This window comes from Sphingorhabdus sp. EL138 (assembly GCF_945862485.1).
Classification (GTDB): Bacteria; Pseudomonadota; Alphaproteobacteria; order Sphingomonadales; family Sphingomonadaceae; genus Sphingorhabdus_B.
On record NZ_CAMAYF010000002.1, the window covers coordinates 57,965 to 83,147 of the forward strand.

Sequence of the window (25,183 nt, forward strand, 5' to 3'; positions counted from 1 at the left end):
CATGCGCCGCCTATTATTTAATCTTCTGACTGATACCCGTCGTGCACCCGCCAGGTTCCGGCGAAAGGCGGTGAAAGTCGAACGCAATGGTTTCACCCTAGTTGAAATGATGGTGACTTTGTTCATTTTGGCGCTGTTGACAACGATAGTGGCCATCAACGTGCTCCCCAATCAGGACAAGGCCATGGTGCAAAAGGCACGGGCAGATATCGCCGTTTTGGGTCAAGCGATGGAAACCTATCGCCTTGATAATTTGACCTACCCTGATGCAGGTGCTGGTTTGCAGGCGTTGGTCACGCCGCCGACGACCGGAGGGCGGAGTGAAGGCTATATCAAGAAACTGCCGACGGACCCTTGGAACCGACCATATCAGTATAGCCTGCCTGGAAAGAGCGGCGCCTTTGACATCTATTCGCTGGGTGCCGATGGTGCGCCTGGCGGTGAGAATGAAAATGCCGACATTTACGGCGACTAGGCCGTCCTTCCGTAAAATCGTTCCGGATAATGCGCGCGGCTTCAGCTTAGTGGAGCTGATGGTCGTATTGTTCATCATCGGTATTGCGAGCACGGCCGTTGTCATGACCGTTCGCTCGTCCGAGCGCGGTGTGCATGATGAAGCAGAGCAATTTGCCGCCCGCGTGGCCGCCTTGCGCGATAACGCCATATTGCAATCGCGTACCATGGCCGTCACTGTGCGTCCGTCGGGTTATGGCTTTGAAACACGCAATGATGGGAGCTGGGTGCCGATGTCCGAAGCCCCATTTTCAACAACCGAGTGGAAAAGTGGCACAAGAGTTCAGATGTCCGGCGCCCGTCAGATGCGGATAGCCTTTGATAGCACTGGTCTGCCATCGAGCGCGGCCAGTATCGAGATCAAACATGACAATGAAACCGTCACGCTAAAGCTCGCAGCAACCGGGGACATTCGCGTTGTCCGTTAAGTCCTCATTACCGCGCAATGGCTTCACGCTTTTGGAAATCATGGTTGCGCTGGCCATTTTCAGCCTCGCGGCATTGGCTATGGTGCGCTTGCAAGGATATTCGGTACGCTCGACATCAAATTTGGGCGATAGCAATATGGCGTGGCAAGTAGCCCGCAACGTGGCGGTGGATATATTATCCAACCCCACGCCGCCAACTCTCGGCGAAACGCGCGGCGAAGAATTAAACGGCGGCCAAAATTGGAAATGGACGGCCACAACGCGTTCCACTGATGACAGCCGTTTGGTGACAGTCGAGATCAATGTTGTCGGAGCCGGCAACGCTGCATTGCGCACGGCGCGGCTGACGATTGCAAGGCCTGTTGAGCAATGACCAAATTACGAGATTCGGAGGCAGGGTTTACCCTTATCGAACTGCTCGTGGCGCTTGCGATTTTTGCGCTGATTTCGGTGGCCGGTGTCATGTTGCTGCGTTCCAGCAGCGATACCCAAATCGCCGTAAAGAAGCGTCTTGAAGAAATGGCATTGTCGCATCGCGTGGCCAATAGCCTTGAAGGTGACCTAGCGCAGGTGATCGCGCGGCCCGTGCGAGATCAATCCGGCCAGCCTATTCCTGCCTTCACCCAAGGAGAGGCAAGCGTTCCCGGTGCGCTATTTGGCTTTGTCCGGGCAGGGTGGTCCAACTTTGACACAACACCAAGGGCAGGGCTACAACGCGTCGCTTATGTGTTGGAGGGCGGCATGCTCAAGCGATTAAGTTGGCCCATGCTCGACGGAACATCCCCCATAGATGCCGCTGTCCTGTTGGAGGATGTAACGTCTGCAACGGTCGAATTTCGTGATGATACCGGTGTTTGGCGCGATGATTGGACTGCGACTGATGCGGATGCTTTGCCGCGCGCCATTGCCTTAAACGTTAATTCGGCGGGCAAAACCGAGCAACGTATGCTTTTCCTGGTTGGACCACAAACACGCGTTCCACCTCCGAGCATTGAAACGGACGTTGCGGAATGATGCGGCAAAAGCCTTCAGAACGCGGCGCCGCCTTGCTGTCGGTCTTGCTTATGGTGGCGGTGCTGGCCGTGATTGCTGCAACGACGCTTGACCGGTTGAGTTTATCGAGCAAATTGTCGGCCAACGGAAACGCGCTGGCGCAGGCACGGCTGTTTACATACGCGACCGAGGCGATTGCCGCTGCGCGTATTGAGGACCTGGTTGCACGCGATGCCGCGCAAACAACCTTATCGGGGGATTGGCTAGGCAAGCCGCAAACTATTCCCATTCCTATAGGGTCTGCTACCGCTTTCGTGCGCGATGCTGGCAATTGTTTCAATCTCAACAGTCTGGTGACCGAAAATGAAGGTCGATACTTGGCCAGTGCGACAGGCCAAGACCAGATGACGTCTTTATTGGTAGTGTTGGGCACGAATGAAAACACCGCGCGTGTTATTGTGGCGGCGGCAGCCGATTGGGCGGACAGCGACATTATGCCTTTACCAAATGGCGTCGAGGATGATGGCTATCGTTCTGCGGCGACGCCGTATCTCGTGGCGAACAGGCCGTATGCCCATCCAAGCGAGCTGCGCGCGGTTAAGGGGGTAACTCCTGCTATCTATGCGAAGTTGCAGGATTGGATCTGCGCGCTCCCCGATCCGGTTTTATCGCCGTTGAACGTCAACACCTTGCTACCCGAACAAGCACCATTGCTGGCAATGCTATTCCCACCCGGCAAGATGAATTTGACCGCCGCACGCAGCTATCTCGCCAAGCGGCCATCAAGTGGCTATGGCAGCCTCATTCGATTCTGGGCGGCGCCGGAAATTGCCGCGCTGGAACCGTCTCCTCTAGTTCAAGGGCAGGTAAAACTGACGAGCAATTACTTCCTTCTGAACACAAATGTGTCATTTGGCGAACTCAAGCTTGCCGGACAATCGATGATTGTCGCGTCACCTGCGCCTGCGCGTGTTGTCTGGCGCAGTTGGGGGGAAGAGGAATGACATTGGTCATTACGCGTTTCCCGATATCTGAGCGGGACGATCCGACGGTTTTTCGGGTGATTGAGGGCGTTTGGCAGGATGCAGGTGCGCTCTCCAATTTCGTACCGATGGTTGACGATCTAACTGTGATGGCGCTTGTTGCACCGGAGGATGTCCGGTGTCAGTGGTTCATGCTGCCCGATGTGCAAGGGCGTCAGGCCGAAAGTGTGGCGAAACTGCGCGCAACCGAACAATCGCTTGGCCTTGTGCACTGCAGCGCTGGTACAGATTATGACGACGTGGTTGCTACAGCAACTATCGCGTCAGAGGTTATGCAGGTTGGGTTGGATGCGCTAAGCGCGCGCGGTCTCAACCCCGACATCGTCCTGCCCTTTGCATTGTCACTGTCTGTTCATTCGGATGGCATATCCAAGGCGGAAATGGACGGCTTGTCCGTCCTGCGCGGCACGCAATTTGCAATACCTGACGACGCCGTGCTGCGCGATCTATTGATACGCGACGCGCATATAGAAAATGTTGATGCCGACGCCCTTCGGTCTATGCTGATTTCCGCCAGCGCCGCGCCGTTGTTGAACTTGCGTGAGGGCAACTTCGCAAAACGTGAGCGGGCGGTTTGGATAACCCCAGAGCAAAATATCTGGGTGCGACGGCTTTTGGCCGCACTCGTCATTGTGACAATGCTGGTTACGCTTGCGACCTTAGCGAAATATTGGACTGCAACCGCGTCGGAAAACAACGCCGCCTTGGCTGCGGCACAGAAGATTGATCCGGCTATCGAGGATATTGATCAGGCCGAAAGCATGCTGGCCGCGTCGCTGAATCGTCAGGGCAAAACACACGGCAGCTTCGCGCCGCTGTCCGCCGCCTTGTGGCGCAGTGTCAAGGCTTCACCGAATGTATCCGTACGGGAATTGCGATATACGCCGGACGGCATATTGACCGTTGTTCTGGCGGCACCCACGGCGGATAATATTAACAAGGCTCTGGTGACCATTCAGCAGGACGGGTTCCGTATTACGGCAACTGCGCGGCAAGACACAACCGGTGCGACTTTGGTCGACATGACAGTGAGGATACCATGATGGCGGCGATACGCTTATGGTTTGCTGCCCTGACGCGACGGGAGCAATGTCTCGTTGGCATCGCCGGCGCACTGGCAGCAATTGTGGTGTCGATTTTCGGCATTTTACTTCCCATTGTTTCTGCCATTGAACAGGCAGGGATAGATCATGACGAGGCAGTTCAAAGGCGTGGGCGGATAATCGCTACGGTGGATGCCGCCCAGAAGCAGGAAACTAGGCCGCGTTCGACAGCAACTGCGGATATTGACCTGTTGATTACCCAAAGTGCCGCGGAAAAAGGATTTGATCTCGTCAAATCGGCCAATAGTGCACCAGGACAAATCAGCTTCAAGATTGCTCAGGCACGGGCCCCAGCATTGCTCGCTTGGTTGACCGAGCTTGAGGGCCAGAATGTAGCTGTGCGCAGTGTCGCATTACGACCCGGCGCAAACAGCACCGTAACGGTGGATGCCCAGTTGCAGATGAGCGCGCCATGAAGCGGCGCTTTGTTGTGACTTCGTTGGTAGCTCTGGCTGTTTCGGCTATTTTATTAATGCCCTTGCGAACGATCGTGGCTGGGGATGCGATAACCGCACGCAAGGTTGATGGTATCATTTGGGACGGGTCTATCCGTGACTTGCGCCTTGGTAAAGTAGCCGTGGGCGACGTCAATGCACGTTTGTTGTTCTCGCCGCTGTTTATGGGCCGGGCGGAGATTTTGCTGTCGCGCGGTAACTCCCCATTTGTGCCAGGAATAAACGGGTCTGTATCCCGCGGTATAAGTGGTGTGTCGGTCAGCAATCTGTCTGCAACTTTGCCGGTGGGGGCGCTGTTCGCGCCGTTTCCTGCGGAGAATATCCAGCTTGAAGGCTTTTCTGCGCGTTTTGCCGATGGTAAGTGCATGAATGCTGGCGGGCAAGTCCGGTTGACTTTGTCCGACACTATACCGGGCCTTAACTTACAGAATGGTATGCTCGGTCAACCCCGCTGCGATGGCGCGCATTTATTACTGCCATTGGTCAGCCAATCCGCGATGGAGCGCGCGGACATCCGCTTGTTGGCAGATGGAAGTTACACCATGACCGTTATGCTTAATGCCGACCAAGGCGACCAAGCGGCGGCGTTGAGCCTCGCCGGCTTTCGTCCCGTAGATGGTGGCTACCGCTTAGTCCTAAAGGGCGGGTTCTGATCGCGTTCCCACTGTCATTGGACGATATGCTAAGCGCTTTGCCTTTTTGGTATCTGATCCTGCTCGCCATGATATTTGGCCTTATCTGGGGGAGCTTTATTGCGGCCCTGTGCAGTCGCTGGCCACGCGGCGAACGTGTGTCGGACGGTCGGTCGCATTGTGATCATTGCCAGACGAAACTTGGGGCAAAAGACCTCGTGCCCCTCATGTCTTATCTATGGCTGCGCGGCAAATGCCGACATTGTGGGCAATCCATAGGCATAAGTGTGCTCTATATTGAACTTGCTTCCGCCGCGATTGGTTTGTTTACAGTTTTATTCTTGTCGGGTTGTCAGGCACTGGCGTCGGCGGTGTTCGGTTGGCTATTACTTCCGCTCATCATTCTTGATTTTCAGAAGCTTTGGTTGCCGAATCGACTGGTTTTGACGCTGGCATTGGCGGGGGTATTCATTGGCCCATTTTTAACACCCGATGTTAACTGGCCTGACCGCATTTTGGGCGGGGTTTTCGGGTTTCTTGCATTGGAAGTGATCCGGCGGGCCTTTCGCAAGCTGCGTCACATAGAAGGCATGGGCGGGGGCGACCCAAAATTGTTCGGAGCCATTGGTCTCTGGCTCGGTTGGCAGGGATTGCCGATGACTTTGCTCTTGGCAACTCTAATTGGGTTTATGTGTATTGCGCTCGCCTTTGCGCTGTACAGAAACAGCCCCAAACAGCTCCCGTTCGGGGCATATATGGGAATGGCGGCCTTTGCGATTGTTTTGCTGGCTTAGCTTTTTGGCGCGTGTAGGGAAAACCAGCCCTTAGATTTTAGATCATTCTGCAGGCTGCATTGCAGCCTCGATTTCTGCCTTTGCGTCCGCCTCAATCAACTTCGTAGCTTCTTCTGCGGCTTGTTCAATAGTCAACTTTTGTTTAGCCACTTCATCCTGTTGCGAGGCCGCAGACACATCGCTCTCAGCTTGTCCAGTATCGGGGTTAGCTGGCGCATCATTACAAGCCGCTAGCATGGCCAACACAGATATCAGTGAGGCAGCTTTCTTCATTGCGCTGGTTCCGGCTTCAGCTCGCCTTCATAATTGGCCAGATAGGCCAAGGTTGCGACCCAAGCGGCAACGTTTTGGCGCAGTTCGGCCTTGTCGATCTTGTCCAAAGTGTCGTCAGGTGTGTGATGCAGGTCGAAATACTTCGTGCCATCTTGTTGTAAATCCACGATGCCAAGCTTTTGTGTAGCAATGATTGCGCCAATGTCCGCGCCGCCGCCTGCCAGTTCACGGCGGGGAACGACGCCCAATGGAGCCAGCGCCGAAATGATTTGTGCGCGCACAGCATTTGCGCTTTCAGGCAGTCGGAAATCCACAGCCCAGACTTTGCCTGCGCCAAAGTCGGATTCCATGGCCAAAGCATGCGGTTCGTTCGCATGCTTTTCACCATAATCGCGACCACCCCAGATACCGACTTCTTCCGCCCCGGCCCAAAGTAAGCGCACGGTGCGCTTTGGCTGGCCCATGGACTGCAAATGCTTGGCCGCGGCACCGATGATGCCGCAACCTACCGCGTCATCAATTGCGCCCGTGCCAAGGTCCCAGCTATCCAAATGGCATGCAATAAGGATGATCGGTAAGCTTGGGTCCGAACCCTTCACTTCTGCCAACACATTGCCTGACGTCTGCATGCCAATATTATGCGGAGTAAGCTTCAATTTCATGCGCACAGGCTTACCGCGCGCGATCATGCGCTGAAGGTTCTCAGCGTCTGGAATGGACAATGCACCCGCCGGAATGGGCGTGACACCAGGTTCAAAATTGGTGTTCCCCGTGTGCGGATTACGGTGATAATCGGTGCCAACGGAGCGAATAACGATAGCCGCGGCGCCCTTCTTGGCGGCAACATTTGGTCCGACAAAGCGGGCAGGGCCAAATGTGCCATAGCTGCTGCCGTCTTGCGTGGCCTTCATATTGTGGCTCACAAAGGCGATCTTGCCCTTAAGGCTGCCGTCCGGCGCAGCGCGCAAGTCATCAATGGTCGGGAAATAGACAATCTCCGCATCCAAGCCCACTTCACCTGTACTGCCGCTATTACCCAATGCGGCGACGGCCAACTTCTGCGGAAATGGCGCGGTGATTACAGCGGTTTCTGCGCCGCGTACCCAGGTGGGCATCTGATATTCTTCAACGCGAACATTTTCGAAGCCCAGCGCCCTTAACTTGTTTACCGACCATATCCGCGCGCGCGCCTCTGCCTCTGTCCCAGCCTGTCGTTGGCCAATCTCGGTCGTTAAGCCCTCGACTATGTCATAAGCAATGTCATCAGATTGCAATGCTTTGTCGCGCAATTCTGCTACGGATGTTGCTTTCGCGGTCGTGGGCAGGGCGACAGTTACAGCAGGGTTAAGGAACAGCGTTGAAGCTGCGGCGAACAGGGCGATGTTTATCTTCATGTCGCTTAGGCTTAATGGCATCGCACAGTTTTGCAATCCCGCCTTGCGAGGAAAGCTGCGGATAGCTAGGGAAGCGGCCAAATCAAAGTAATGCAACACAGGAACTGATCCCCATGGCAGCGCAATATAGCTTCGTAATGAAGGGAATGACCAAAACCTTCCCCGGCGCAAGCAAGCCGGTTCTCAACAATATAAATCTGCAATTCTATCCAGATGCAAAAATTGGCATCGTGGGTCCGAACGGCACCGGTAAGTCGACCCTGATGAAAATCATGGCGGGCATGGATACCGAATTTACCGGCGAAGCATGGCCCGGAGAACATATACGCGTGGGTTATCTGGCTCAGGAGCCTGAGCTGGACCCGAACAAAACGGTGCGGGAAAACGTCATGGATGGCGTACGTCCGGTGGCGGATCTGGTCGATCGCTTTAATGAAATTTCGATGATCATGGGCGATCCACCTGAAGACGCTGACTTTGACGCGTTGATGGAAGAAATGGGCACGCTTCAGGAAAAGATTGATGCCGTTGATGGATGGTCGCTCGATAGCCAGCTTGAATTGGCCATGGACGCGCTGCGGTGCCCGCCGGGTGATAGCCCCGTCACTAGCCTTTCTGGCGGTGAGAAGCGTCGAATCGCGCTCACAAGGCTGTTGCTGGAAAAGCCGGACATCTTGTTGCTCGATGAACCAACCAACCACCTTGATGCGGAATCGGTGGCGTGGCTAGAAAAGCATTTGGTCGATTATAAGGGCAACGTCATCCTTGTAACCCACGACCGCTACTTCCTCGATAATGTGGTGAGCTGGATACTGGAACTCGATCGTGGGCGCTATTTTGTTTATGAAGGCAATTATTCGACATATCTAGAGAAGAAGGGCAAGCGCCTCGAGCAGGAATCGCGGGAAGATGCTGGCCGTCAGAAGGCGATAAAGGACGAGCTGGAGTGGATCCGGCAAAGCCCGAAGGCGCGTCAGACAAAATCCAAAGCGCGCATCAAATCTTTCGACCAATTGGTGGAGGCGCAAGAAAACCGTACGCCAGGTAAGGCACAGATCGTCATTCAAATACCAGAGCGGCTTGGCAGTAAGGTTGTCGAGGTCAAGAATGTCACCAAGGCTTATGGTGACAAATTATTGTTCGAAAACCTCTCCTTCACCATCCCCCAGGGCGGTATTGTCGGCGTTATCGGGCCGAACGGCGCTGGTAAATCAACACTTTTCCGTCTCATTACGGGTCAGGAAGTGCCGGATTCCGGCGAAGTAGAAATTGGCGAAACAGTAAAGCTCGGCTTCGTCGACCAAAGCCGTGATGATTTGGACCCCAACAAAAATGTGTGGGAAGAAATTTCAGGCGGCGCAGACTTTATGAAATTGGGCAAACATGAAACGCCAACTCGCGCCTATGTCGGGGCGTTCAATTTCAAGGGCACTGACCAGCAGAAAAAGGTTGGTTTGCTGTCTGGCGGTGAACGCAACCGCGTGCACATGGCAAAAATGTTGAAGGAGGGCGGCAATGTCCTTCTGCTCGATGAACCGACCAATGATTTGGACGTGGAAACGCTGTCAGCGCTTGAAGAGGCTCTGGAAAGCTTCGCTGGTTGCGCTGTGGTCATCAGCCATGACCGCTTCTTCCTTGACCGCTTGGCAACGCACATATTGGCTTTTGAAGGCGACAGCCACGTGGAATGGTTTGAAGGCAATTTTGAATCTTACGAAGAAGACAAGATTGCCCGCCTTGGCGACGAAGCCACGCGCCCACACCGAGCTACCTATAAGAAGATGACACGTTGATGTTGGAATGAAGCCGCACGCCTCGTCACCTACTGTAACGCAAGTTCAGGTGACGAGGATGCGCGGCCTTATGGTATAAGCCAGCGACCAGACCATTCATTTTGCGCTGGGTCCCATTGCCACTGGGCACGTCTGTGCCCTGCATTGGCAAGATACAGCCATTCGATGGTTTCAATTTTAACCAGTAGAACCGCAAAATTAGGGCGATAATCGGCTAATTGCTCTTCCTCGGGTTGCTTGCCCTCTATCCAATTAGGCAAGCCTGACGAAGGTTCAGCACATGGCGCACCCGGTGCAGATTCGGCCATGTAGCAGCGCCGTGCAAATGTAGTTGAAGTTGACCAAGCCGTGTCGGCAATTTCGCTCGTAGCCGTAAAATGCGTCTTGCCCGACATCCGTATTTGAACTTTAGCCGCGGGGTCATAGATCAAGACGCTGGTCGCGGAGTTATGACGCAGTTGTTCTACCTTGATCGAGCGTGAATCCGTATGAAACCTAAGTGTGCGCGCATCTCGCAATACATCGCGCAATATCATGATCCGCAATTGTGGTACGCCCCCTGCATCTACGGTGCCCACTGCGGGCATGTGAGACGGGCTGTTGCGATTGGTTACCCCGGCGGCGATCACGCCCCATGCTTCTTCAAAACTTAACGCGAGATCATCATAATAAGCGGGGAAGCTATCGGGTAAGTTCATTGGACTTCAAAACTATCATTCTCATCGTTCAAAACGTGAAGATTACCGTCTGATATACCGAAATAAGCGCCGTGTAGCTTCAACTGCCCCGATTGTTCGCGTGCCGCAATAAAGGGAAAACTACGCAGGTTAGCTAGGCTGACGCGTATCGCCTCCAGCTCCAGGTCGCGTTGGGGGTCCTGCGATGCGGAAGCAAGAACCTTGTCGCGGGCAGGGCGAACAATATCTACCCAGCTATCAATGAAGCTATAGCCTGCTTCGCCAAGATCACCGCCCTCCAATGATGCTTTGATACCACCGCATTGGGCGTGGCCCAGAACAAGAATATGGCGAACCTCAAGGCCCAATACGCCAAATTCGATAGCCGCCGAAACACCGTGCAATCCACCGCCGGTTTCATATGGCGGAACGAGGTTAGCCACATTGCGCAGCGCAAAAACTTGCCCCGGCGTGGTGTCAAACACCGTCGCGGGATCGACCCGGCTATCGCAACAGGAAATGATCATGACGGGCGGTGACTGTCCATCACTCGCAAGCGCGTCATAGCGCGCTTTTTGCCGGACATAAGCATCCGATTTGAACCTTCTATATCCTTCAACTAGGACACCAAACTCAGGCATTAGAAACGTTCCCCTCGGACGACTTGCACATCGCCTACGGTTAACAACATACCATAGCTATCTAGCAAAGGGGCAATCGCATCGATTAACTGTACCGTTTTTGTATCTGACGCGATTGCGAGAATAAGGGTCTTGGCACTGGCGCCAGTGACATCGTCATGCTGCCATTCGCCCGCACGTCCACCGCCAGAATCGACATGGATGAGGCTCCACCCTGAAATGTCCACGGCTTTCAACTTACCGACAATGCGCGGGACAAGCGGTGTATCGACCAGTATTTCAATACGTTTACGGGGGACGGTTTGCACCATGAGGTCATCCTAAAGCTTGGGCAAGTGCAGCGAAGATGCTGATGCCGAAGATGATGTTGAACGGGAATGTAACACCGAGCGACATGCTCAGATAAATAGCGGGGTCTGCTTGGGGCAGGGCCAGCCGCATGGCCGCCGGCACCGCGATGTAGGAGGCACTCGCAGCCAATATGCCCAGCGCCGCTGCTGAGGCGATGTCGAGGCCAATGACCGTTCCAACAATGGTGCCGATGGTGCCGTTTACCAAAGGTAGCAAAATCGCAAGGAACACTAAGCGCAACGTCACCTTACGCGATTGCATCAGGCGGCGTGCAGCAATCAGGCCCATATCCAGCAGGAACAGGCACAATACACCACGGAAGCCGGTATCAAACAGCGGCTTTACCGGTGCGAACCCGTCGCTTCCGGCAATGGCGCCAATGACGAAGCTGCCAACCAGCAACATCACAGATGCATTGGTGAGCACCTCATGCCATGGCGTTCCGTTGCTTTCACCAGACGTTGTGTCCCCCCGGCGCGCGAGCATAAGGCCGGTGATAATGGCCGGTGTCTCCATCAGTGCCAGAACAGCGACCATATATCCAGCCGGGCTTAAGCCTTCGCCCGTAAGCAATTCTATTGCGGTTACAAATGTGACAACGCTGACCGAACCATAATGCGCCGCAACCGCGCCAGCGTCGACTTTCGACAATTTGCCAATTCCACGCAACAACGCGAATGCTAGAACCGGCAAAAGGAAACTTAGAGCAAGGCCCGCGGCTGCAGCAACAATCACTTCTGCGTTTATTCCGCTCTTCGATACCTCAACGCCGCCTTTCAAACCAATTGCTGCCATCAAGTAGATGGACATCGCCTTAGCGAACGCCTCTGGAATATTAAGGTCGGATTTTAAAGCAGCTGCAACAAAACCGAGTACAAAAAACAGTATCACCGGCGAAGTGAGGGTATCAGCAATCATCTTTGCCCCTTTGCGGATTTTGCAACCCATAGCAGGCAAGTTGCAGTTGGCAAGATAGCGCGCTGCGTCTATTCGAGCACTATGAACGCTCCGATCAATATGCCCGAACGCCCGGTGAGGGAACGCAAACCTGACTGGATCAGGGTTAAAGCACCGACCGGTGCCGGGTTTAATGAAACGCGCCGATTGATTCGTGATCTTAATTTGAACACGGTGTGTGAAGAAGCAGCTTGCCCCAATATCGGCGAATGCTGGACCAAAAAGCACGCTACTGTAATGATCTTGGGCGATGTGTGCACAAGGGCATGTGCCTTTTGTAACGTGAAAACCGGTATGCCCCGCGCAGTCGACCCGTTGGAGCCAGAGCATGTGGCGATTGCGGCGGCGAAAATGGGCCTTGAGCATATCGTTATTACGTCGGTTGACCGGGATGATCTGCCCGACGGTGGCGCCAGCCAATTTGTAAAGGTGATCGAGGCATTGCGACGTAATACGCCTAACACCACAATCGAAATCCTAACGCCCGATTTTCGGAACAAGGCGCAGGCGGCGATTGAAGCCATCGTCACCGCGCGTCCCGATGTGTATAATCACAATCTCGAAACCGTGCCGCGTCTGTATCCGACCATCCGTCCCGGCGCACGTTATTATGCGTCGCTGCGCTTGCTGGAAACGGTGAAGCGCCACGATCCGTCGATCTTTACAAAGTCGGGTGTCATGCTTGGGCTGGGTGAGGAACGGATGGAAGTGCATCAGGTCATGGATGATATGCGCAGCGCTGACATCGATTTTCTGACTATGGGCCAATATCTGCAGCCAACGCCAAAGCATGCCAAAGTTATGGATTTTGTCACGCCAAGCGCATTTGACGCTTATGCCGCCATCGCCCGCGCTAAGGGCTTTTTGCTGGTTGCGGCAAGTCCGCTGACCCGGTCCAGTTATCATGCGGGTGATGATTTCGCCAAGATGCGCGACGCACGTGCGGCACAACTGGCCAAGGCGCGTTAGGGTTTCAACTCACATATGCCGCACCACCACGAACGCCGCAGCCTTCCGCACAATGCAGAGCAAATGTATGATTTGGTGGCGGACGTCAGCCGTTACCCCGAATTCCTGCCTTGGGTTGGCGCCATCCGTATCCGGAAGGATGAAGAACGCGAAATGCTCGCGGATATGATAGTGGGGTTCAAATCGCTGCGGGAAACGTTCAGCAGCCGCGTGGTGAAGACCCCGAAGTCATCGATCATTGTCGATTACCTAGATGGCCCGATGAAGCACTTACACAACGCCTGGACGTTTGAAGATGTCGACGGGGGCGGCTCAATCGTTGATTTCACAGTCGATTTTTCTTTCCGTAATCGCGTGTTTGAGGCGCTGGCTGGTCAGTTTTTTGATTCCGCTCTCCGCAAAATGACAACTGCGTTTGTTGATCGTGCGGACGCGCTTTATGGTGCGGGCGGAAGTAACAACTCCAACGCATGAAGCGTTGCAAAGGCGCGGATATCAGCGCGGCTTTTGTCTGAGCCAAAGGACTTCTGGTCGCCCATAACCTCTTCCGGGTTTTGATCTTTGACAGCGACTGCAAAAACCACGGTGCCAACGGGCTTGGCAGCGCTGCCGCCGTCTGGGCCAGCCACGCCGCTAATTGCAACGGCGATATCTGCCCCGCTTTTTTTCAGCGCGCCTTGCGCCATTGCCCATGCAACACCGACGGATACAGCGCCGAATGCGTCGATAATGTCTTCATTTACGCACAAAAGCTTAATCTTCGCGTCATTACTATAAGTAACAAAGCCATAACCAAGGACAGCGCTGCTACCTGGAACTTCGGTAATCGCGGCGGATACAAGGCCGCCAGTGCAGCTTTCCGCGATTGCGATCGTTCGCCCTGCGGCTTTGTTCTCGGCAACCACGCGCGCGGCTAGTTCAGCAATATCGGCAGGTAAGACGGTGTCCATATTCAGATTTTCTCAAAAGTGACAGTAGCTTGCGCAGCGATGCCTTCACCGCGCCCAGTAAAACCAAGCATTTCGGTTGTTGTTGCCTTTACGGATATCCTATCCACATCAACAGCCATTATTTCAGCCAGCCGTTCGCGCATTCTTCCGCGATAGGGACCGACTTTTGGCTGCTCGCAGATTATGGTGACATCAGCATTTGATAGTTCAAAGCCATCATCACGCGCTAGTTTCATGGCGTGGGAAAGGAAGCGGTCGGAAGATGCACCGCGCCATTGCGGGTCGCTTGGTGGAAAATGATCGCCAATGTCTCCTTTGGCAATTGCGCCCAATATGGCGTCGGTCAGCGCATGCATGGCAACATCCGCATCGCTATGGCCATCAAGGCCTTTGTCATGAGGTATTTGCACGCCGCATAACCATAATTCGGCGCCGGACACCAAGCGGTGGACGTCAAAACCATTTCCGCTTCGAAATGAAGGCATGTTGTTTCCTGCAAAATCGCTTGAAAAGGTAAATTTATTGAGTGCTTCCGCGCCCGGCACGATACGTACGTCGCCGCCCTGACCCATTAGCATCCGAGCATCATCGGTGGGTTCTGCTCCCGTCCAAGATTGGTGGGCTGCGTAAATGTCCTGAAAGGCAAAAGCCTGCGGTGTTTGAATACGCCATAGATTTTCGCGATCGACAGTTTCGGACAGGATATCTGTACCGCGTGAAAGGCTGTCGACAACCGGAAGGGCAGGGGCCGCGCCGGGTGCCAATGACAATGCGTCGAGTAAATCATCAATGACCTTGGATGACAGGAAAGGCCGCGCGGCGTCATGGATCAATACCTGATCAACCGTTTGAGCAGTGGCAATCGCCTGTAACCCCAAATAGACGCTTTCGCGACGCGTTACGCCGCCTTGTAAGAGAATCGGTTCTTTAAGACCGGCAAGCGCCGCCATAGCCTCAGCTTCTTGGTCAGCACCAATTGCGACATAGACTTTGTCGATAGCAGGGTGCGCCGCCAATGCAGCATAGCTGTGCCATAACATCGGTTTGCCGCGGATATGGCGAAACTGCTTGGGTTGCGCACCGCCCGCGCGGCTGCCTGAGCCTGCGGCGACGATAAGCGCAACGGTGGTTGGTCGAGATGCCATTTGCGCGCTCTAGCGACAGCAGACTTGCCCGCCAAGCTGAAAGCGGGTATCGGCCTGCCTAAATTTTAGGCAGTGTTTGAAGATGCAACTTAAACCTATCCATATCGGCGACATCAAAATCGATTGTCCCGTCATTTTGGCGCCAATGACGGGCGTTACAGATATGCCGTTCCGCAAAATTGTGCGTGAGTTTGGATCCGGCCTTAACGTGACCGAGATGATTGCTAGCCAAGCAATGATCCGTGAAACTCGGCAAAGTATCCAAAAATGCGAATGGGACGCCATTGAAGAGCCGGTTTCGATGCAGCTTGCTGGATGTACCCCTTATGAAATGGGTGAGGCGGCCAAGCTGAATGAAGAACGCGGTGCGGCGATCATCGATATCAACATGGGCTGTCCGGTCAAAAAAGTGGTCAACGGCGACGCCGGCTCTGCGTTGATGCGCGACTTACCTTTGGCCGCGAGCTTGATTGAAGCAACGGTGAAGGCAGTATCAGTACCTGTAACCGTCAAAATGCGCATGGGTTGGGACCATGGAAGCCTTAATGCGCCTGAACTTGCGCGCATCGCTGAAGATTTGGGTGCAAAGATGATTACTGTACATGGCCGCACGCGTAACCAGATGTACAAGGGCTCTGCTGACTGGGCATTTGTGCGTAAAGTGAAAGATGCGGTGTCGTTGCCTGTCATCGTGAATGGCGACATTTGTAATATTGAAGACGCGCAAACTGCCTTGGCGCAAAGTGGAGCAGACGGTGTGATGATTGGCCGCGGCGCTTATGGTAAGCCTTGGTTGCTCGGCCAAATGATGCACTGGTTTCGTACCGGACAGACCCTTGCCGACCCGAATATCGATACGCAATTTCATCTTATCATCGACCATTATCGCGCCATGCTTAACCATTATGGCAGCGAAGTCGGCGTGCGCATCGCGCGTAAGCATATTGGCTGGTATACCAAGGGACTTAATGGTTCAGCAGAGTTTAGAAACTTTATGAACCGTATTGACGATCCCATGATCGTAATCGACGAATTAACGCGCTTTTATGAGCCGTTCCTGATTAAATCGGCTGCCTGATTTATGTCGCCCGCCATGCATCGACCCGATTATGGCCAGATGCTGGCGAGCCTGTCGGTTCCGGTACTGTTGATTTCGCCTGAACATGTCATCTCTTATGCAAATGACGCAAGCGAGGCCTTTTTTGGACGAAGCCGCCGTCGGCTAGAAGGGCAGCGCGTTGACGACACGCTGATATTCGAAAGCGAACGGATGAATGCCGCGTTATTGTCCGCAGACAGTGACATCTCAGCTCAAGATATGGAGCTTAAAACGCCCCACGGCATCATTACAGTCGATGTTAACCTCTCGCCGGTACCAAGAGAGCCGGAATGGCGAATCGCTGTCATATCGCCCCGCAATGGTGGCCGTGAGCATATCGGCGATCAACGTGACGGCGGGCAGCAGCAAGCGATGGGCGCACCTGCGATATTGGGGCATGAGATCAAAAATCCATTGGCGGGCATTAAGGGCGCAGCGCAGTTGTTGGCCCGGATCGTCGATGAAAAAAATCGCGCCTTAACAGAACTGATTGTCAATGAGGTAGATCGCATTGCGCGGTTGTTGGACCAAATGCAAAAGCTTGGCCGTTCTGAACCGGCCGAACTTGCGCCAGCCAATATTCACTTGCTGATCGAGCGTGCCATTCGTTCACTACGTGCCGCGAACCGCGGTATGCCTGAAATTTCCATTAACTATGACCCGTCCTTGCCCGATGTTCTGATTGATGCCGATGGGATGGTACAAATACTCATCAATCTGCTGCAGAACGCGACTGATGCGCTGCAAGGGCGATTAGACGGTGTTATAGGTATCTCGACCCGTTATGTCATGAGCGGTGCTTTGAGAGACGCTGATGTTGACCGGCGGTCGATTAAGTTGCCCGTTGAGATCGCAATTTCGGACAATGGCCCAGGCGTGCCAGAACATATTGTGGACGAGCTGTTTTCGCCCTTTGTCACCACGAAACGTGATGGGCAGGGGCTTGGCCTCGCCATTGTGCGCAAACTGGTGCAGCAAATGAACAGCCGCGTGCTGTTCGAACGCGACGCAGTGCAGGGTCAAACAACGTTCCGGCTGTTATTGCCGGTTGCATCAGGGAAAACGAACGCATGACACCGCCCCGGGTACTCATAGTTGAGGACGACGCGTCCATTGGCCTTGTGGTGAGCGCCGCGCTTCAAGCGGAGAATATCGAAACATTATTGTGTGATTCCGTGGCGGCGCGTGACACGGTATTGGCCAATGGGCATTTTGATTTGATGCTTACGGACGTGATGTTGAAGGACAGTGATGGTCTCGCCACGCTGAAAGAGGCGATGGAGAAATCGCCCGACATGCCCGTCATTATCATGTCGGCGCAAAACACGCTGGAAACCGCGGTGCGTGCCAGTGAAATCGATGCATTTGAGTATTTTCCAAAGCCCTTTGATCTGAATGACCTCGTTCTGGCGGTGAAGCAAGGCATTGAAAAGCAGCGTTCCACAGCCGAAGATCCTTTTGAGTCGCTCACTGAGGCCAATCTTCCGATGATTGGACGAAGTGCTGCCATGCAGGATGTTTACCGCATGGTCGCACGGCTTTTGCGTAATGATTTGTCAGTCCTAATCTCAGGCGAAAGCGGAACGGGCAAGGAATTGGTGGCCGAAGCGATCCACAATCTTGGCCATCGGAAGACAGGACCTTTCGTTGCCGTCAATATGGCAGCAATACCAAGCGAGCTCATCGAAGCCGAGCTATTCGGTCATGAAAAAGGAGCTTTTACAGGAGCCGTCGGCCAATCGGTTGGCCGGTTTGAGCAGGCGCAAGGCGGCACGTTGTTCCTTGACGAAATTGGCGACATGCCAATGCACGCACAAACCCGACTACTGCGCGCATTACAAAGCGGCGTCATTAGCCGTATCGGCGGCAAGGCAAGCATTCGCCTAGATGTGCGCATCGTGGCAGCGACCAACCAGAATTTGCCCGCATTGATCGAAAAAGGCGGCTTTCGTGAAGATTTATTCTATCGCCTAAACGTAGTCCCGATCGAAATGCCACCATTGCGCGACCGGACGGAGGACATTGGCCTGCTCGCGCAACATTTCTTGATCATGGCGGCGAAAGATGGTCTGCCGATGCGAAAAATCGACGATAATGCCATCGGCCATTTGATGGTGATGCCGTGGCGCGGCAATATTCGTGAATTAAAAAACCTGATCTACCGTCTCGCGTTATTGTGTCGCGAAGATACCATCACGGACGCAACGATCATGCAATTTGTTGAACCGTCTCAGGACACGGAACAGCCCATTCAGGGGGCTAGTTTTGAAGCAGCGGTGGCGCAGTTTTTGAGAGATCAGCGTCAGCGTGGTGCATTGCGTGAAAAATTATATCCACGCGCACTGGCCCAGTTCGAAATACCATTGCTTCAGCAGGTAATGAAGCAAGTGAAGGGCAATCAGTTAAAGGCAGCGGCTTTGCTGGGTATAAACCGCAATACCTTGCGCAAAAAGTTGACTGACTATGGCATTGGCCCCTCAGGTGGCCGTTAGATCGATGAATTAACGCGATACGTTGCCTGAAAACCACTATTTTGTGCTTTTCAGGCAACGCAAGGAATGCCACTATGTCTTTATGGCAACAATGGACCTTGAGGAAGAAAGTACCACACCGTCCTCTGTCCGGCGTCTTTTTGAACGTGTCACTGATCTCCTCGGAAAAAGCCAGTCGATAAAGTTTTTGGAAATTGCCAGCGCCGTGATGTTGGTCGTTATGGGCGTTATCACTGCCCTGTTTTTGATGGGGCAAGGGCCGCAATCGGAACCACTGGCGCCTGCGGCATCGGCGACAATGCTGGTCAGCAACTTGTTGCCAGCGACCCTGCTTCTTGTGTTGTTTGGCCGCCGCGTTGCACTCAAGCGCGCAGAGAGTAGTAGCATCGGCAGCAAGCAACTATTGCATGTCCGTTTGGTGGCGATATTTTCGGCGATAACTGCCGTCCCTACAGTTCTCCTCGTCATCTTCGCATCGCTGCTGTTTCAAAGCGGGATCCAATTTTGGTTCTCGGGCTCTGCGCGCGGGATGCTGGAAAATGCCGGGGAATTGGCGAAGGGCTATTATGAGGTAAACGCTAAGGATGTCGGCGACGAAACGCTTACGATGGCTGGCGACTTCCGAAATGCATTAAGCCAGACTAACGCCGATGACCCTGCTTTTTTGAGTTATTATCTGGAACAGGTATTCCGTCGGCGGTTAAGCGAATCTGCAATTGTGTCGGTAGGTGCAGACGGGATTCAAAGGACAGAAGCGGTCGCAACTGAAAATGATGGCAGGAAGCAGGACTGGATCGCCCCCGATATTTTGAAGAAACTGAACGCGGGCGAGGGGATGGTTATTGCCAACCGCGCCGACAGAATTGAAGCGGTCACTATATTGTTCGATACGCCGCGCAGCTATTTATACGCCAGTCGAGCCTTATCGGTTCCATCCTTTGCGCTGGGTGAAAAGGCGCAGTCGGTGCTTAAAGATTATGACGAAATGGTCAGTCGGTCACGCACGCTGCAAATCCAGTTCAATCTCGCGCTGTATTTTGTATCATTGATGATTATCGGGATCACTTTGTGGGTCGCCTTGCGGGTTGCCGACCGCCTTGTGCGACCAGTCAATAATCTCGTGAACGCTGCACAATTGATTGCAGAGGGGGATTTATCCGCGCGCGTCACCATTGACCAATATCGCAATGATGAAGTTGCCTTCCTCGCGCAATCCTTCAACCGCATGACAGAGCGCCTACAACAACAGACAGGGGTGCTGTTAGCGACCAATCATCAACTTGGTGAACGACGTCTGTTTATCGAGGCAGTTTTGGAATCTGTGTCCGCCGGCGTGGTTTCGGTTGATAACAATGGCGTGGTGGAGCTCGCCAACTCTACGGCTGAAAAGCTGCTGAAAAATACATTCGAGACAATCGTTGGTCAAAGTTTTGCAAGCGTAGCACCCGCATTGGCGGCATTAGTTAGCGATAGCCCACGCGGTGTAGTGCAATTGGGCGACGGACCTGAGCCGCTGACGGTGGCTGTAACTGTATCCCCGCGTGAACAGGGCAGTGTGGTGACTTTTGAAGACATCAGCCAACAATTGGCCGACCAACGCAGCGCGGCATGGTCGGACGTTGCGCGCCGCATCGCCCATGAAATCAAAAATCCACTGACTCCGATACAATTGGCAGCAGAACGCCTGCAACGCCTGTTTGGCAAGAATATCACCAAGGATCAGGCCATATTCGAACAGTTAACTAGCACTATTGTCCGACAGGTTGGGGATTTGCGTAACATTGTCGATGAATTCTCGTCCTTTGCCCGCATGCCAAAGCCATTGTTCCGTGCCGAAAATGTGCACGATATTGTCGGCCATGCGGTATTTTTGTTTGAGGTTGCGCATCCCAACATCACATTCAAATATAATCAAAGCGGCGCAGTCCCCAATCTGATTTCCGACAGACGTCAGCTTGGTCAGGCGATTACAAATATCCTCAAAAATGCGGTAGAATCCATTGAAGAAAAGAGAAAATCTGGTGAAATTGACGGAGCGATTTCAATTGATCTGTTGATGGATGGGGAGACTTTGGTGATCCGCATCTCAGACAATGGTATCGGCCTGCCACCAGATCGCCAACGTATCATGGAACCCTATATCACCAACCGCGCGAGCGGATCGGGGCTGGGGCTTGCGATTGTGAAAAAGATTATTGAAGAACATTTCGGAGAAATTTCATTGTCAGACAACGATCCCGTTGGAGCGGAGGTGGTCTTGAAATTCAATCCGCAATTCGTAGCATCCAAGGTGGGAAAAGTGCATTCTTCCCCGCCGCTCTCAAATGCAGATGAGGTTATCGGCTAATTATGGCACTCGACATACTGATCGTAGACGATGAACAAGACATTCGGGATTTGGTATCCGGAGTGCTTGATGATGAAGGCTATGGCACAAGGACCGCCGCTTCTGCGGATGAGGCTTTGGCGGCGCTGGATGAACGTTTACCCTCGCTGATCTTGCTCGACGTCTGGCTGCGCGGATCATCGATGGACGGTATTGAGTTGTTACGCGCCATCAAGATTCGAGATCCGCAAATCCCGGTCATCGTGTTTTCTGGTCATGGGAATATTGACACTGCTGTTGCTGCCATCGGGCAAGGCGCGGCCGATTTTATCGAAAAGCCGTTTGAAGCCAGCAAGTTGTTGCACCTTGTGTCGAAGGCAACCGAAACGGAACGATTGCGCGCGGAAAATGCCGACCTTAAGGCGCGGGTAGGGCATTCGGAGGAACTGACCGGCTCGTCGGTATCGATCAACGCGGTGCGCGCAACGCTTAAGAAGGTCGCTGGCACTGGAAGCCGAATGCTCATCACGGGGCCTGCAGGGGTTGGCAAGGAGGTTGCTGCGCGCCTGCTGCATAGCTGGAGTCCAAGGGCAGGGTCGCCCTTCGTGTCTGTCAGTGCCGCGCGTTTGTCTCCTGAGCGGTTTGACGAAGAGTTGTTTGGCATCGAACAGGATGGTCGGCTTGTGCAGGCGGGCATGTTGGAAAAGGCCCATGGCGGGACATTGTTCCTAGACGAAGTCGCCGACATGCCGCGCACCACACAAGGCAAGATTTTGCGCGTATTAACGGACCAGAGCTTTGTCCGGGTAGGCGGGGACCGGCAAATACGTGTCGATGTCCGATTTGTGTCGGCCACGGCACGTGATCTGGCGGTTGAAATTTCCGAGGGCCGGTTCCGTGAAGATCTGTTTTACAGGTTAAACGTTGTTCCGGTCGAAATTCCGCCTTTGTCGGGGCGGCGCGAAGATATTCCCGACCTGGTCAATCATTATGCCGCGCGCTTTGCATCCGAACACCGCATTTCGCCACCTAACTTTTCAGGTGATGCGATGGCAGCACTGCAGGCCTGTGAATGGCCTGGCAATGTCCGGCAATTGCGTAACATCATTGAACGCACCATCATATTGGCCCCGGCGGAAGGTGTTGCGACTATTGAGGCGGATATGTTGCCGTCAGAGATCATCAATAGCTATGAAGGTGCAGAACATAATGTAACGTCCCTTATGGGGGCGCCATTGCGCGAGGCGCGCGAAGCATTTGAGCGCGAATATCTGCGGGTTCAGATTAAGCGTTTTTCCGGCAACATTTCAAAAACAGCCGCTTTTGTAGGTATGGAGCGGTCAGCTCTGCACCGGAAGCTTAAGTTATTGGGCATTTCTGTCCGCAAAAATGCACAGGATTTTAGCGACGATGCCGAGTTCTGAGCACAATTGCGAATTTGGCTTCATTCGTGTAAAAGTAATGTAGCTAAGTTATGAATTTGAACGCTCGGCGTACGGCGATGCTTGGCATAACGATAAATATAAACGGATAATCACAATGACTGAAAAAAATAACGGACTCCAAGACCTCTTTCTGAACTCCCTCAGAAAATCGAAGACCCCTGTGACTATCTTTTTGGTCAAAGGCGTAAAGCTTCAAGGTGTTGTAACGTGGTTTGACAACTTCTCGGTGCTGTTGCGCCGCGATGGCATGTCGCAGCTCGTTTATAAGCATTCCATATCGACCATTATGCCGTCGATGTCGCCGGACCGCTCTTTATTCGATGATATGATGACGCGCACCACGCATAGGCCAGGGATGCTGCAGGAAGTTTTTCTCCACGCCATGTGCGACAAGAATGAATCGGTTACGACGTTTCTGGTGAATGGTGTGATGCTGCAAGGCGCGATTGTCGCTTATGATCTTTTTTCAGTCATGCTGGAGCGTGATGGTACGACGCAGCTTGTGTATAAGCATGCCATATCCACCATCCAGCCAGCGCACCCTGTGAACCTTGCGGATTATAATCAGGGCGTCGACGAGAGCGATATTTGAGCGGTTTCGAACGCAGCGAAACGGACGAGTTCGCGCGTGGTGCGCGGGCCTTGGTCATCTATCCTGAACTGCCGGGACGGGCCTCTGTGGGTCCGGAGGCGCGCCTTGCCGAAGCTGAAGGTCTTGCTCTTGCCATTGGCTTGAATGTTGTCCGTAAAAAGCATTATCGGGTGCGTTCACCGCGCGCCGTGACGCTGCTCGGTGGTGGCCAAGTTGAAGAAATAGCCGAAATGGGCCATGATCTTGAGGCAGACCTTCTGATTGTGGATGCTTCGCTGACGGCTATTCAGCAACGTAATCTCGAAGAACGTACCGGACTGAAGACGATTGACCGGACAGGGCTTATTCTAGAAATTTTTGGCGAACGCGCGGCCACGGCCGAAGGACGGCTGCAGGTAGAGTTGGCACATCTTGATTACCAAGCGGGGCGCTTAGTTCGCAGCTGGACTCACTTGGAGCGGCAGCGCGGTGGTTTCGGCTTTCTGGGCGGTCCAGGTGAAACGCAGATTGAGGCTGACCGTCGGATGATCCGGGACCGCATGGCGCGGTTGCGGCGCGAATTGGAAGAAGTGAAAAGGACCCGTTCTTTACATCGCGCGCGGCGTAAACGCGCACCGTGGCCGGTGATCGCGTTGGTTGGCTATACGAACGCGGGTAAGTCGACTCTATTCAATCGGTTGACACGTGCGACCGTCCTTGCCGAAGATATGTTGTTCGCGACATTAGACCCAACGATGCGGCAAATCACGCTACCGGGGGTGGAAAAGGCAATATTGTCCGACACGGTTGGTTTTGTTTCGGACCTGCCAACGCAATTGATCGCCGCGTTTCGCGCGACATTGGAAGAGGTTATATCGGCTGACATCATCGTCCATGTGCGCGACATTTCTCATCCCGAGAGCGATGCGCAGCGTGAGGATGTGTTGCAGATTTTGCGAGATCTGGGCGTGCTGGATGATGAGCAGGATGCTAATCAGCCTCGCATGGTTGAAATATGGAACAAGCTGGATCTTTTGAATGATGATCGACGGGCGGAACTAGCTGGTATGGCTGCGCGCGATGACAATATCTTGATGATATCGGCCGAGACAGGTGAGGGCATTGATGCCTTCAAAGCCGAGCTCACGGCGCTGATTGCCAAGGGAAATGATCTACGCACCGTCAAGTTGCGTACAGATAATGGCGCGGCGTTAGCATGGTTACATGGGCGCGGCGTGGTGAGCCGGCAATATATTGACGGTGACATGGTCTCGGTCGATGTATCATTAAGCCGCCATTTATGGGGCCAGTTCGAAAAGCAGTTCTAAAAACAACGGGAGCAGGGCGAAACTGAAGCCTGAGCCTTAATTTTGCTCTTTTGCTTTGCTTTGCTGCCAAAGCTCCTCTTTTGCATCAAGTGACAAACCCGCAAAAGCGTCGCCGGCAGACATTTCCATGCCGCGAAACCGCCGTTCGAACTTGGCACTTGCTTGCCTCAGCGCTTGTTCGGCGTCCACCTTGTGAAAACGTGTGAAATTGACCACAGCGAATAGCAGATCGCCTAATTCTTCCATTACATGCTCGGCTGAAGAAGCGTTTTCAACTTCTTCTAATTCCTCAATTATTTTATCACGTGCGCCGGATTGATCTGGCCAATCAAAACCGGTGCGTGCGGCGCGTTTTTGAATTTTTTGGGCGCGCAATAACGCGGGAAGGGCGAGAGCCACACCAGCCAAAGCGCTGCTATCCTCATCGCCGCTGCGTTCGGCGGCCTTGATGGTTTCCCAATTGTCAGGCACTTCATGGCTAGCGGTGGTTGCATCGCCAAACACATGCGGATGGCGGCGCACCATTTTGTCGCAAATGCCATTCACGACGTCCTGAATATCGAAAACACCTAATTCGCTTGCCATTTGGCTGTGAAATACAACCTGAAGCAGTAGATCACCGAGCTCGTCTTTTAGCGCGTCCAGATCATTTCGCTCGATTGCATCGGCAACCTCATATGCCTCTTCAATGGTGTAAGGTGCAATCGTCGTAAAGTTTTGTTCAATATCCCAGGGACAACCCGTTTCACGATCACGCAGGCGCGCCATGATATCCGTTAAGGGGGTAATATCTGCGCTCATCAGTTCACCA

At 53.6% G+C, this 25,183-nt stretch carries 28 protein-coding genes; 19 read left to right on the forward strand and 9 right to left on the reverse strand.

Annotated features, from left to right (window positions below):
- The first annotated feature begins 1 nt into the window (after window position 1).
- The 9 genes from gspG to Q0O33_RS01475 are packed head-to-tail and all read left to right on the forward strand — an operon-like array spanning window position 2 to window position 5,961.
- The gene (gene gspG, locus Q0O33_RS01435) at window positions 2–475 is read left to right on the forward strand and encodes a type II secretion system major pseudopilin GspG (RefSeq protein WP_295495081.1); all 474 of its coding nucleotides are present in this window, start codon (window positions 2–4) and stop codon (window positions 473–475) included.
- Window positions 447–941 (forward strand): GspH/FimT family pseudopilin, encoded by a 495-nt coding sequence (locus Q0O33_RS01440; protein WP_295495084.1) that lies wholly within the window; start codon window positions 447–449, stop codon window positions 939–941. The genes gspG and Q0O33_RS01440 overlap by 29 nt, the downstream gene beginning before the upstream one ends.
- On the forward strand, window positions 931–1,314 hold the full coding sequence (gene gspI, locus Q0O33_RS01445) for a type II secretion system minor pseudopilin GspI (RefSeq protein WP_295495087.1): 384 nt from the start codon (window positions 931–933) through the stop codon (window positions 1,312–1,314). The genes Q0O33_RS01440 and gspI overlap by 11 nt, the downstream gene beginning before the upstream one ends.
- Window positions 1,311–1,955 carry a type II secretion system minor pseudopilin GspJ gene (gene gspJ / locus Q0O33_RS01450; protein ID WP_295495090.1) on the forward strand — a complete coding sequence of 215 codons (645 nt, stop codon included), beginning with the start codon at window positions 1,311–1,313 and terminating at the stop codon, window positions 1,953–1,955. Before gspI ends, gspJ begins: the two co-directional genes overlap by 4 nt.
- Entirely contained in the window at window positions 1,952–2,938 is a 987-nt protein-coding gene (gene gspK, locus Q0O33_RS01455; protein WP_295495093.1) for a type II secretion system minor pseudopilin GspK, read from the forward strand. The genes gspJ and gspK overlap by 4 nt, the downstream gene beginning before the upstream one ends.
- On the forward strand, window positions 2,935–4,020 hold the full coding sequence (gspL, locus tag Q0O33_RS01460) for a type II secretion system protein GspL (RefSeq protein ID WP_295495096.1): 1,086 nt from the start codon (window positions 2,935–2,937) through the stop codon (window positions 4,018–4,020). Before gspK ends, gspL begins: the two co-directional genes overlap by 4 nt.
- Window positions 4,020–4,496: a type II secretion system protein GspM gene (gene gspM, locus Q0O33_RS01465; RefSeq protein WP_295495099.1), complete on the forward strand. Its 477-nt coding sequence runs from the start codon at window positions 4,020–4,022 to the stop codon at window positions 4,494–4,496. Before gspL ends, gspM begins: the two co-directional genes overlap by 1 nt.
- Complete coding sequence (gene gspN / locus Q0O33_RS01470; protein WP_295495102.1) at window positions 4,493–5,188, forward strand: type II secretion system protein N; 696 nt, start codon at window positions 4,493–4,495, stop codon at window positions 5,186–5,188. Before gspM ends, gspN begins: the two co-directional genes overlap by 4 nt.
- 38 nt (window positions 5,189–5,226) lie before the next feature.
- On the forward strand, window positions 5,227–5,961 hold the full coding sequence (locus tag Q0O33_RS01475) for an A24 family peptidase (RefSeq protein ID WP_295495105.1): 735 nt from the start codon (window positions 5,227–5,229) through the stop codon (window positions 5,959–5,961).
- Window positions 5,962–6,003: 42 nt separating this feature from the next.
- Here Q0O33_RS01475 and Q0O33_RS01480 read toward each other — a convergent pair whose 3' ends face one another.
- Window positions 6,004–6,234 (reverse strand): hypothetical protein, encoded by a 231-nt coding sequence (locus tag Q0O33_RS01480; RefSeq protein WP_295495108.1) that lies wholly within the window; start codon window positions 6,232–6,234, stop codon window positions 6,004–6,006.
- Window positions 6,231–7,628, reverse strand: coding sequence for a M28 family peptidase (locus tag Q0O33_RS01485; protein WP_295495111.1), 1,398 nt, complete (start codon window positions 7,626–7,628; stop codon window positions 6,231–6,233). The genes Q0O33_RS01480 and Q0O33_RS01485 overlap by 4 nt, the downstream gene beginning before the upstream one ends.
- 113 nt (window positions 7,629–7,741) lie before the next feature.
- Between Q0O33_RS01485 and ettA the strand changes: the two genes are divergently transcribed.
- The gene (gene ettA / locus Q0O33_RS01490; RefSeq protein ID WP_295495114.1) at window positions 7,742–9,421 is read left to right on the forward strand and encodes an energy-dependent translational throttle protein EttA; all 1,680 of its coding nucleotides are present in this window, start codon (window positions 7,742–7,744) and stop codon (window positions 9,419–9,421) included.
- A gap of 68 nt (window positions 9,422–9,489) precedes the next feature.
- Here the strand turns inward: ettA and Q0O33_RS01495 are convergent, their stop codons facing one another.
- The 4 genes from Q0O33_RS01495 to Q0O33_RS01510 are packed head-to-tail and all read right to left on the reverse strand — an operon-like array spanning window position 9,490 to window position 12,008.
- A complete protein-coding gene (locus Q0O33_RS01495; RefSeq protein ID WP_295495117.1) occupies window positions 9,490–10,119 on the reverse strand; it encodes a pyridoxamine 5'-phosphate oxidase family protein in 630 nt (209 codons plus the stop codon).
- Window positions 10,116–10,739 carry a carbonic anhydrase gene (locus Q0O33_RS01500; RefSeq protein ID WP_295495120.1) on the reverse strand — a complete coding sequence of 208 codons (624 nt, stop codon included), beginning with the start codon at window positions 10,737–10,739 and terminating at the stop codon, window positions 10,116–10,118. Before Q0O33_RS01500 ends, Q0O33_RS01495 begins: the two co-directional genes overlap by 4 nt.
- Entirely contained in the window at window positions 10,739–11,050 is a 312-nt protein-coding gene (locus Q0O33_RS01505; protein WP_295495122.1) for a transcriptional regulator, read from the reverse strand. The genes Q0O33_RS01500 and Q0O33_RS01505 overlap by 1 nt, the downstream gene beginning before the upstream one ends.
- A gap of 4 nt (window positions 11,051–11,054) precedes the next feature.
- Complete coding sequence (locus Q0O33_RS01510; protein WP_295495124.1) at window positions 11,055–12,008, reverse strand: sodium-dependent bicarbonate transport family permease; 954 nt, start codon at window positions 12,006–12,008, stop codon at window positions 11,055–11,057.
- 81 nt (window positions 12,009–12,089) lie between these two features.
- Between Q0O33_RS01510 and lipA the strand changes: the two genes are divergently transcribed.
- A complete protein-coding gene (gene lipA, locus Q0O33_RS01515) occupies window positions 12,090–13,016 on the forward strand; it encodes a lipoyl synthase (RefSeq protein WP_295495127.1) in 927 nt (308 codons plus the stop codon).
- Between the two features lie 15 nt (window positions 13,017–13,031).
- The gene (locus tag Q0O33_RS01520; protein ID WP_295495131.1) at window positions 13,032–13,490 is read left to right on the forward strand and encodes a type II toxin-antitoxin system RatA family toxin; all 459 of its coding nucleotides are present in this window, start codon (window positions 13,032–13,034) and stop codon (window positions 13,488–13,490) included.
- On the opposite strand, the gene Q0O33_RS01525 is transcribed toward Q0O33_RS01520, so the two are convergent.
- Both Q0O33_RS01525 and Q0O33_RS01530 read right to left on the reverse strand, forming a co-directional pair.
- Window positions 13,454–13,966: a CinA family protein gene (locus tag Q0O33_RS01525; RefSeq protein ID WP_295495132.1), complete on the reverse strand. Its 513-nt coding sequence runs from the start codon at window positions 13,964–13,966 to the stop codon at window positions 13,454–13,456. The two genes, Q0O33_RS01520 and Q0O33_RS01525, sit on opposite strands and share 37 nt — an antisense overlap.
- Before the next feature lie 2 nt (window positions 13,967–13,968).
- Window positions 13,969–15,111, reverse strand: coding sequence for a bifunctional 2-C-methyl-D-erythritol 4-phosphate cytidylyltransferase/2-C-methyl-D-erythritol 2,4-cyclodiphosphate synthase (locus Q0O33_RS01530; protein WP_295495134.1), 1,143 nt, complete (start codon window positions 15,109–15,111; stop codon window positions 13,969–13,971).
- Window positions 15,112–15,193: 82 nt separating this feature from the next.
- Between Q0O33_RS01530 and dusB the strand changes: the two genes are divergently transcribed.
- From dusB to hflX, 7 genes are all read left to right on the forward strand, one after another.
- The gene (gene dusB, locus Q0O33_RS01535; protein ID WP_295495136.1) at window positions 15,194–16,189 is read left to right on the forward strand and encodes a tRNA dihydrouridine synthase DusB; all 996 of its coding nucleotides are present in this window, start codon (window positions 15,194–15,196) and stop codon (window positions 16,187–16,189) included.
- A gap of 15 nt (window positions 16,190–16,204) precedes the next feature.
- A complete protein-coding gene (locus Q0O33_RS01540) occupies window positions 16,205–17,284 on the forward strand; it encodes an ATP-binding protein (RefSeq protein ID WP_295495138.1) in 1,080 nt (359 codons plus the stop codon).
- Window positions 17,281–18,702: a sigma 54-interacting transcriptional regulator gene (locus Q0O33_RS01545; RefSeq protein ID WP_295495140.1), complete on the forward strand. Its 1,422-nt coding sequence runs from the start codon at window positions 17,281–17,283 to the stop codon at window positions 18,700–18,702. The genes Q0O33_RS01540 and Q0O33_RS01545 overlap by 4 nt, the downstream gene beginning before the upstream one ends.
- Before the next feature lie 82 nt (window positions 18,703–18,784).
- Window positions 18,785–21,049 carry an ATP-binding protein gene (locus Q0O33_RS01550; protein WP_295495143.1) on the forward strand — a complete coding sequence of 755 codons (2,265 nt, stop codon included), beginning with the start codon at window positions 18,785–18,787 and terminating at the stop codon, window positions 21,047–21,049.
- Window positions 21,050–21,051: 2 nt separating this feature from the next.
- The gene (locus Q0O33_RS01555; protein WP_295495146.1) at window positions 21,052–22,452 is read left to right on the forward strand and encodes a sigma-54 dependent transcriptional regulator; all 1,401 of its coding nucleotides are present in this window, start codon (window positions 21,052–21,054) and stop codon (window positions 22,450–22,452) included.
- A gap of 115 nt (window positions 22,453–22,567) precedes the next feature.
- On the forward strand, window positions 22,568–23,065 hold the full coding sequence (gene hfq / locus Q0O33_RS01560; protein ID WP_295495149.1) for an RNA chaperone Hfq: 498 nt from the start codon (window positions 22,568–22,570) through the stop codon (window positions 23,063–23,065).
- Window positions 23,062–24,372 (forward strand): GTPase HflX, encoded by a 1,311-nt coding sequence (hflX, locus tag Q0O33_RS01565; protein WP_295495152.1) that lies wholly within the window; start codon window positions 23,062–23,064, stop codon window positions 24,370–24,372. The genes hfq and hflX overlap by 4 nt, the downstream gene beginning before the upstream one ends.
- A gap of 36 nt (window positions 24,373–24,408) precedes the next feature.
- Here hflX and mazG read toward each other — a convergent pair whose 3' ends face one another.
- On the reverse strand, window positions 24,409–25,173 hold the full coding sequence (gene mazG, locus Q0O33_RS01570) for a nucleoside triphosphate pyrophosphohydrolase (protein WP_295495155.1): 765 nt from the start codon (window positions 25,171–25,173) through the stop codon (window positions 24,409–24,411).
- Between the last annotated feature and the right edge of the window lie 10 nt (window positions 25,174–25,183).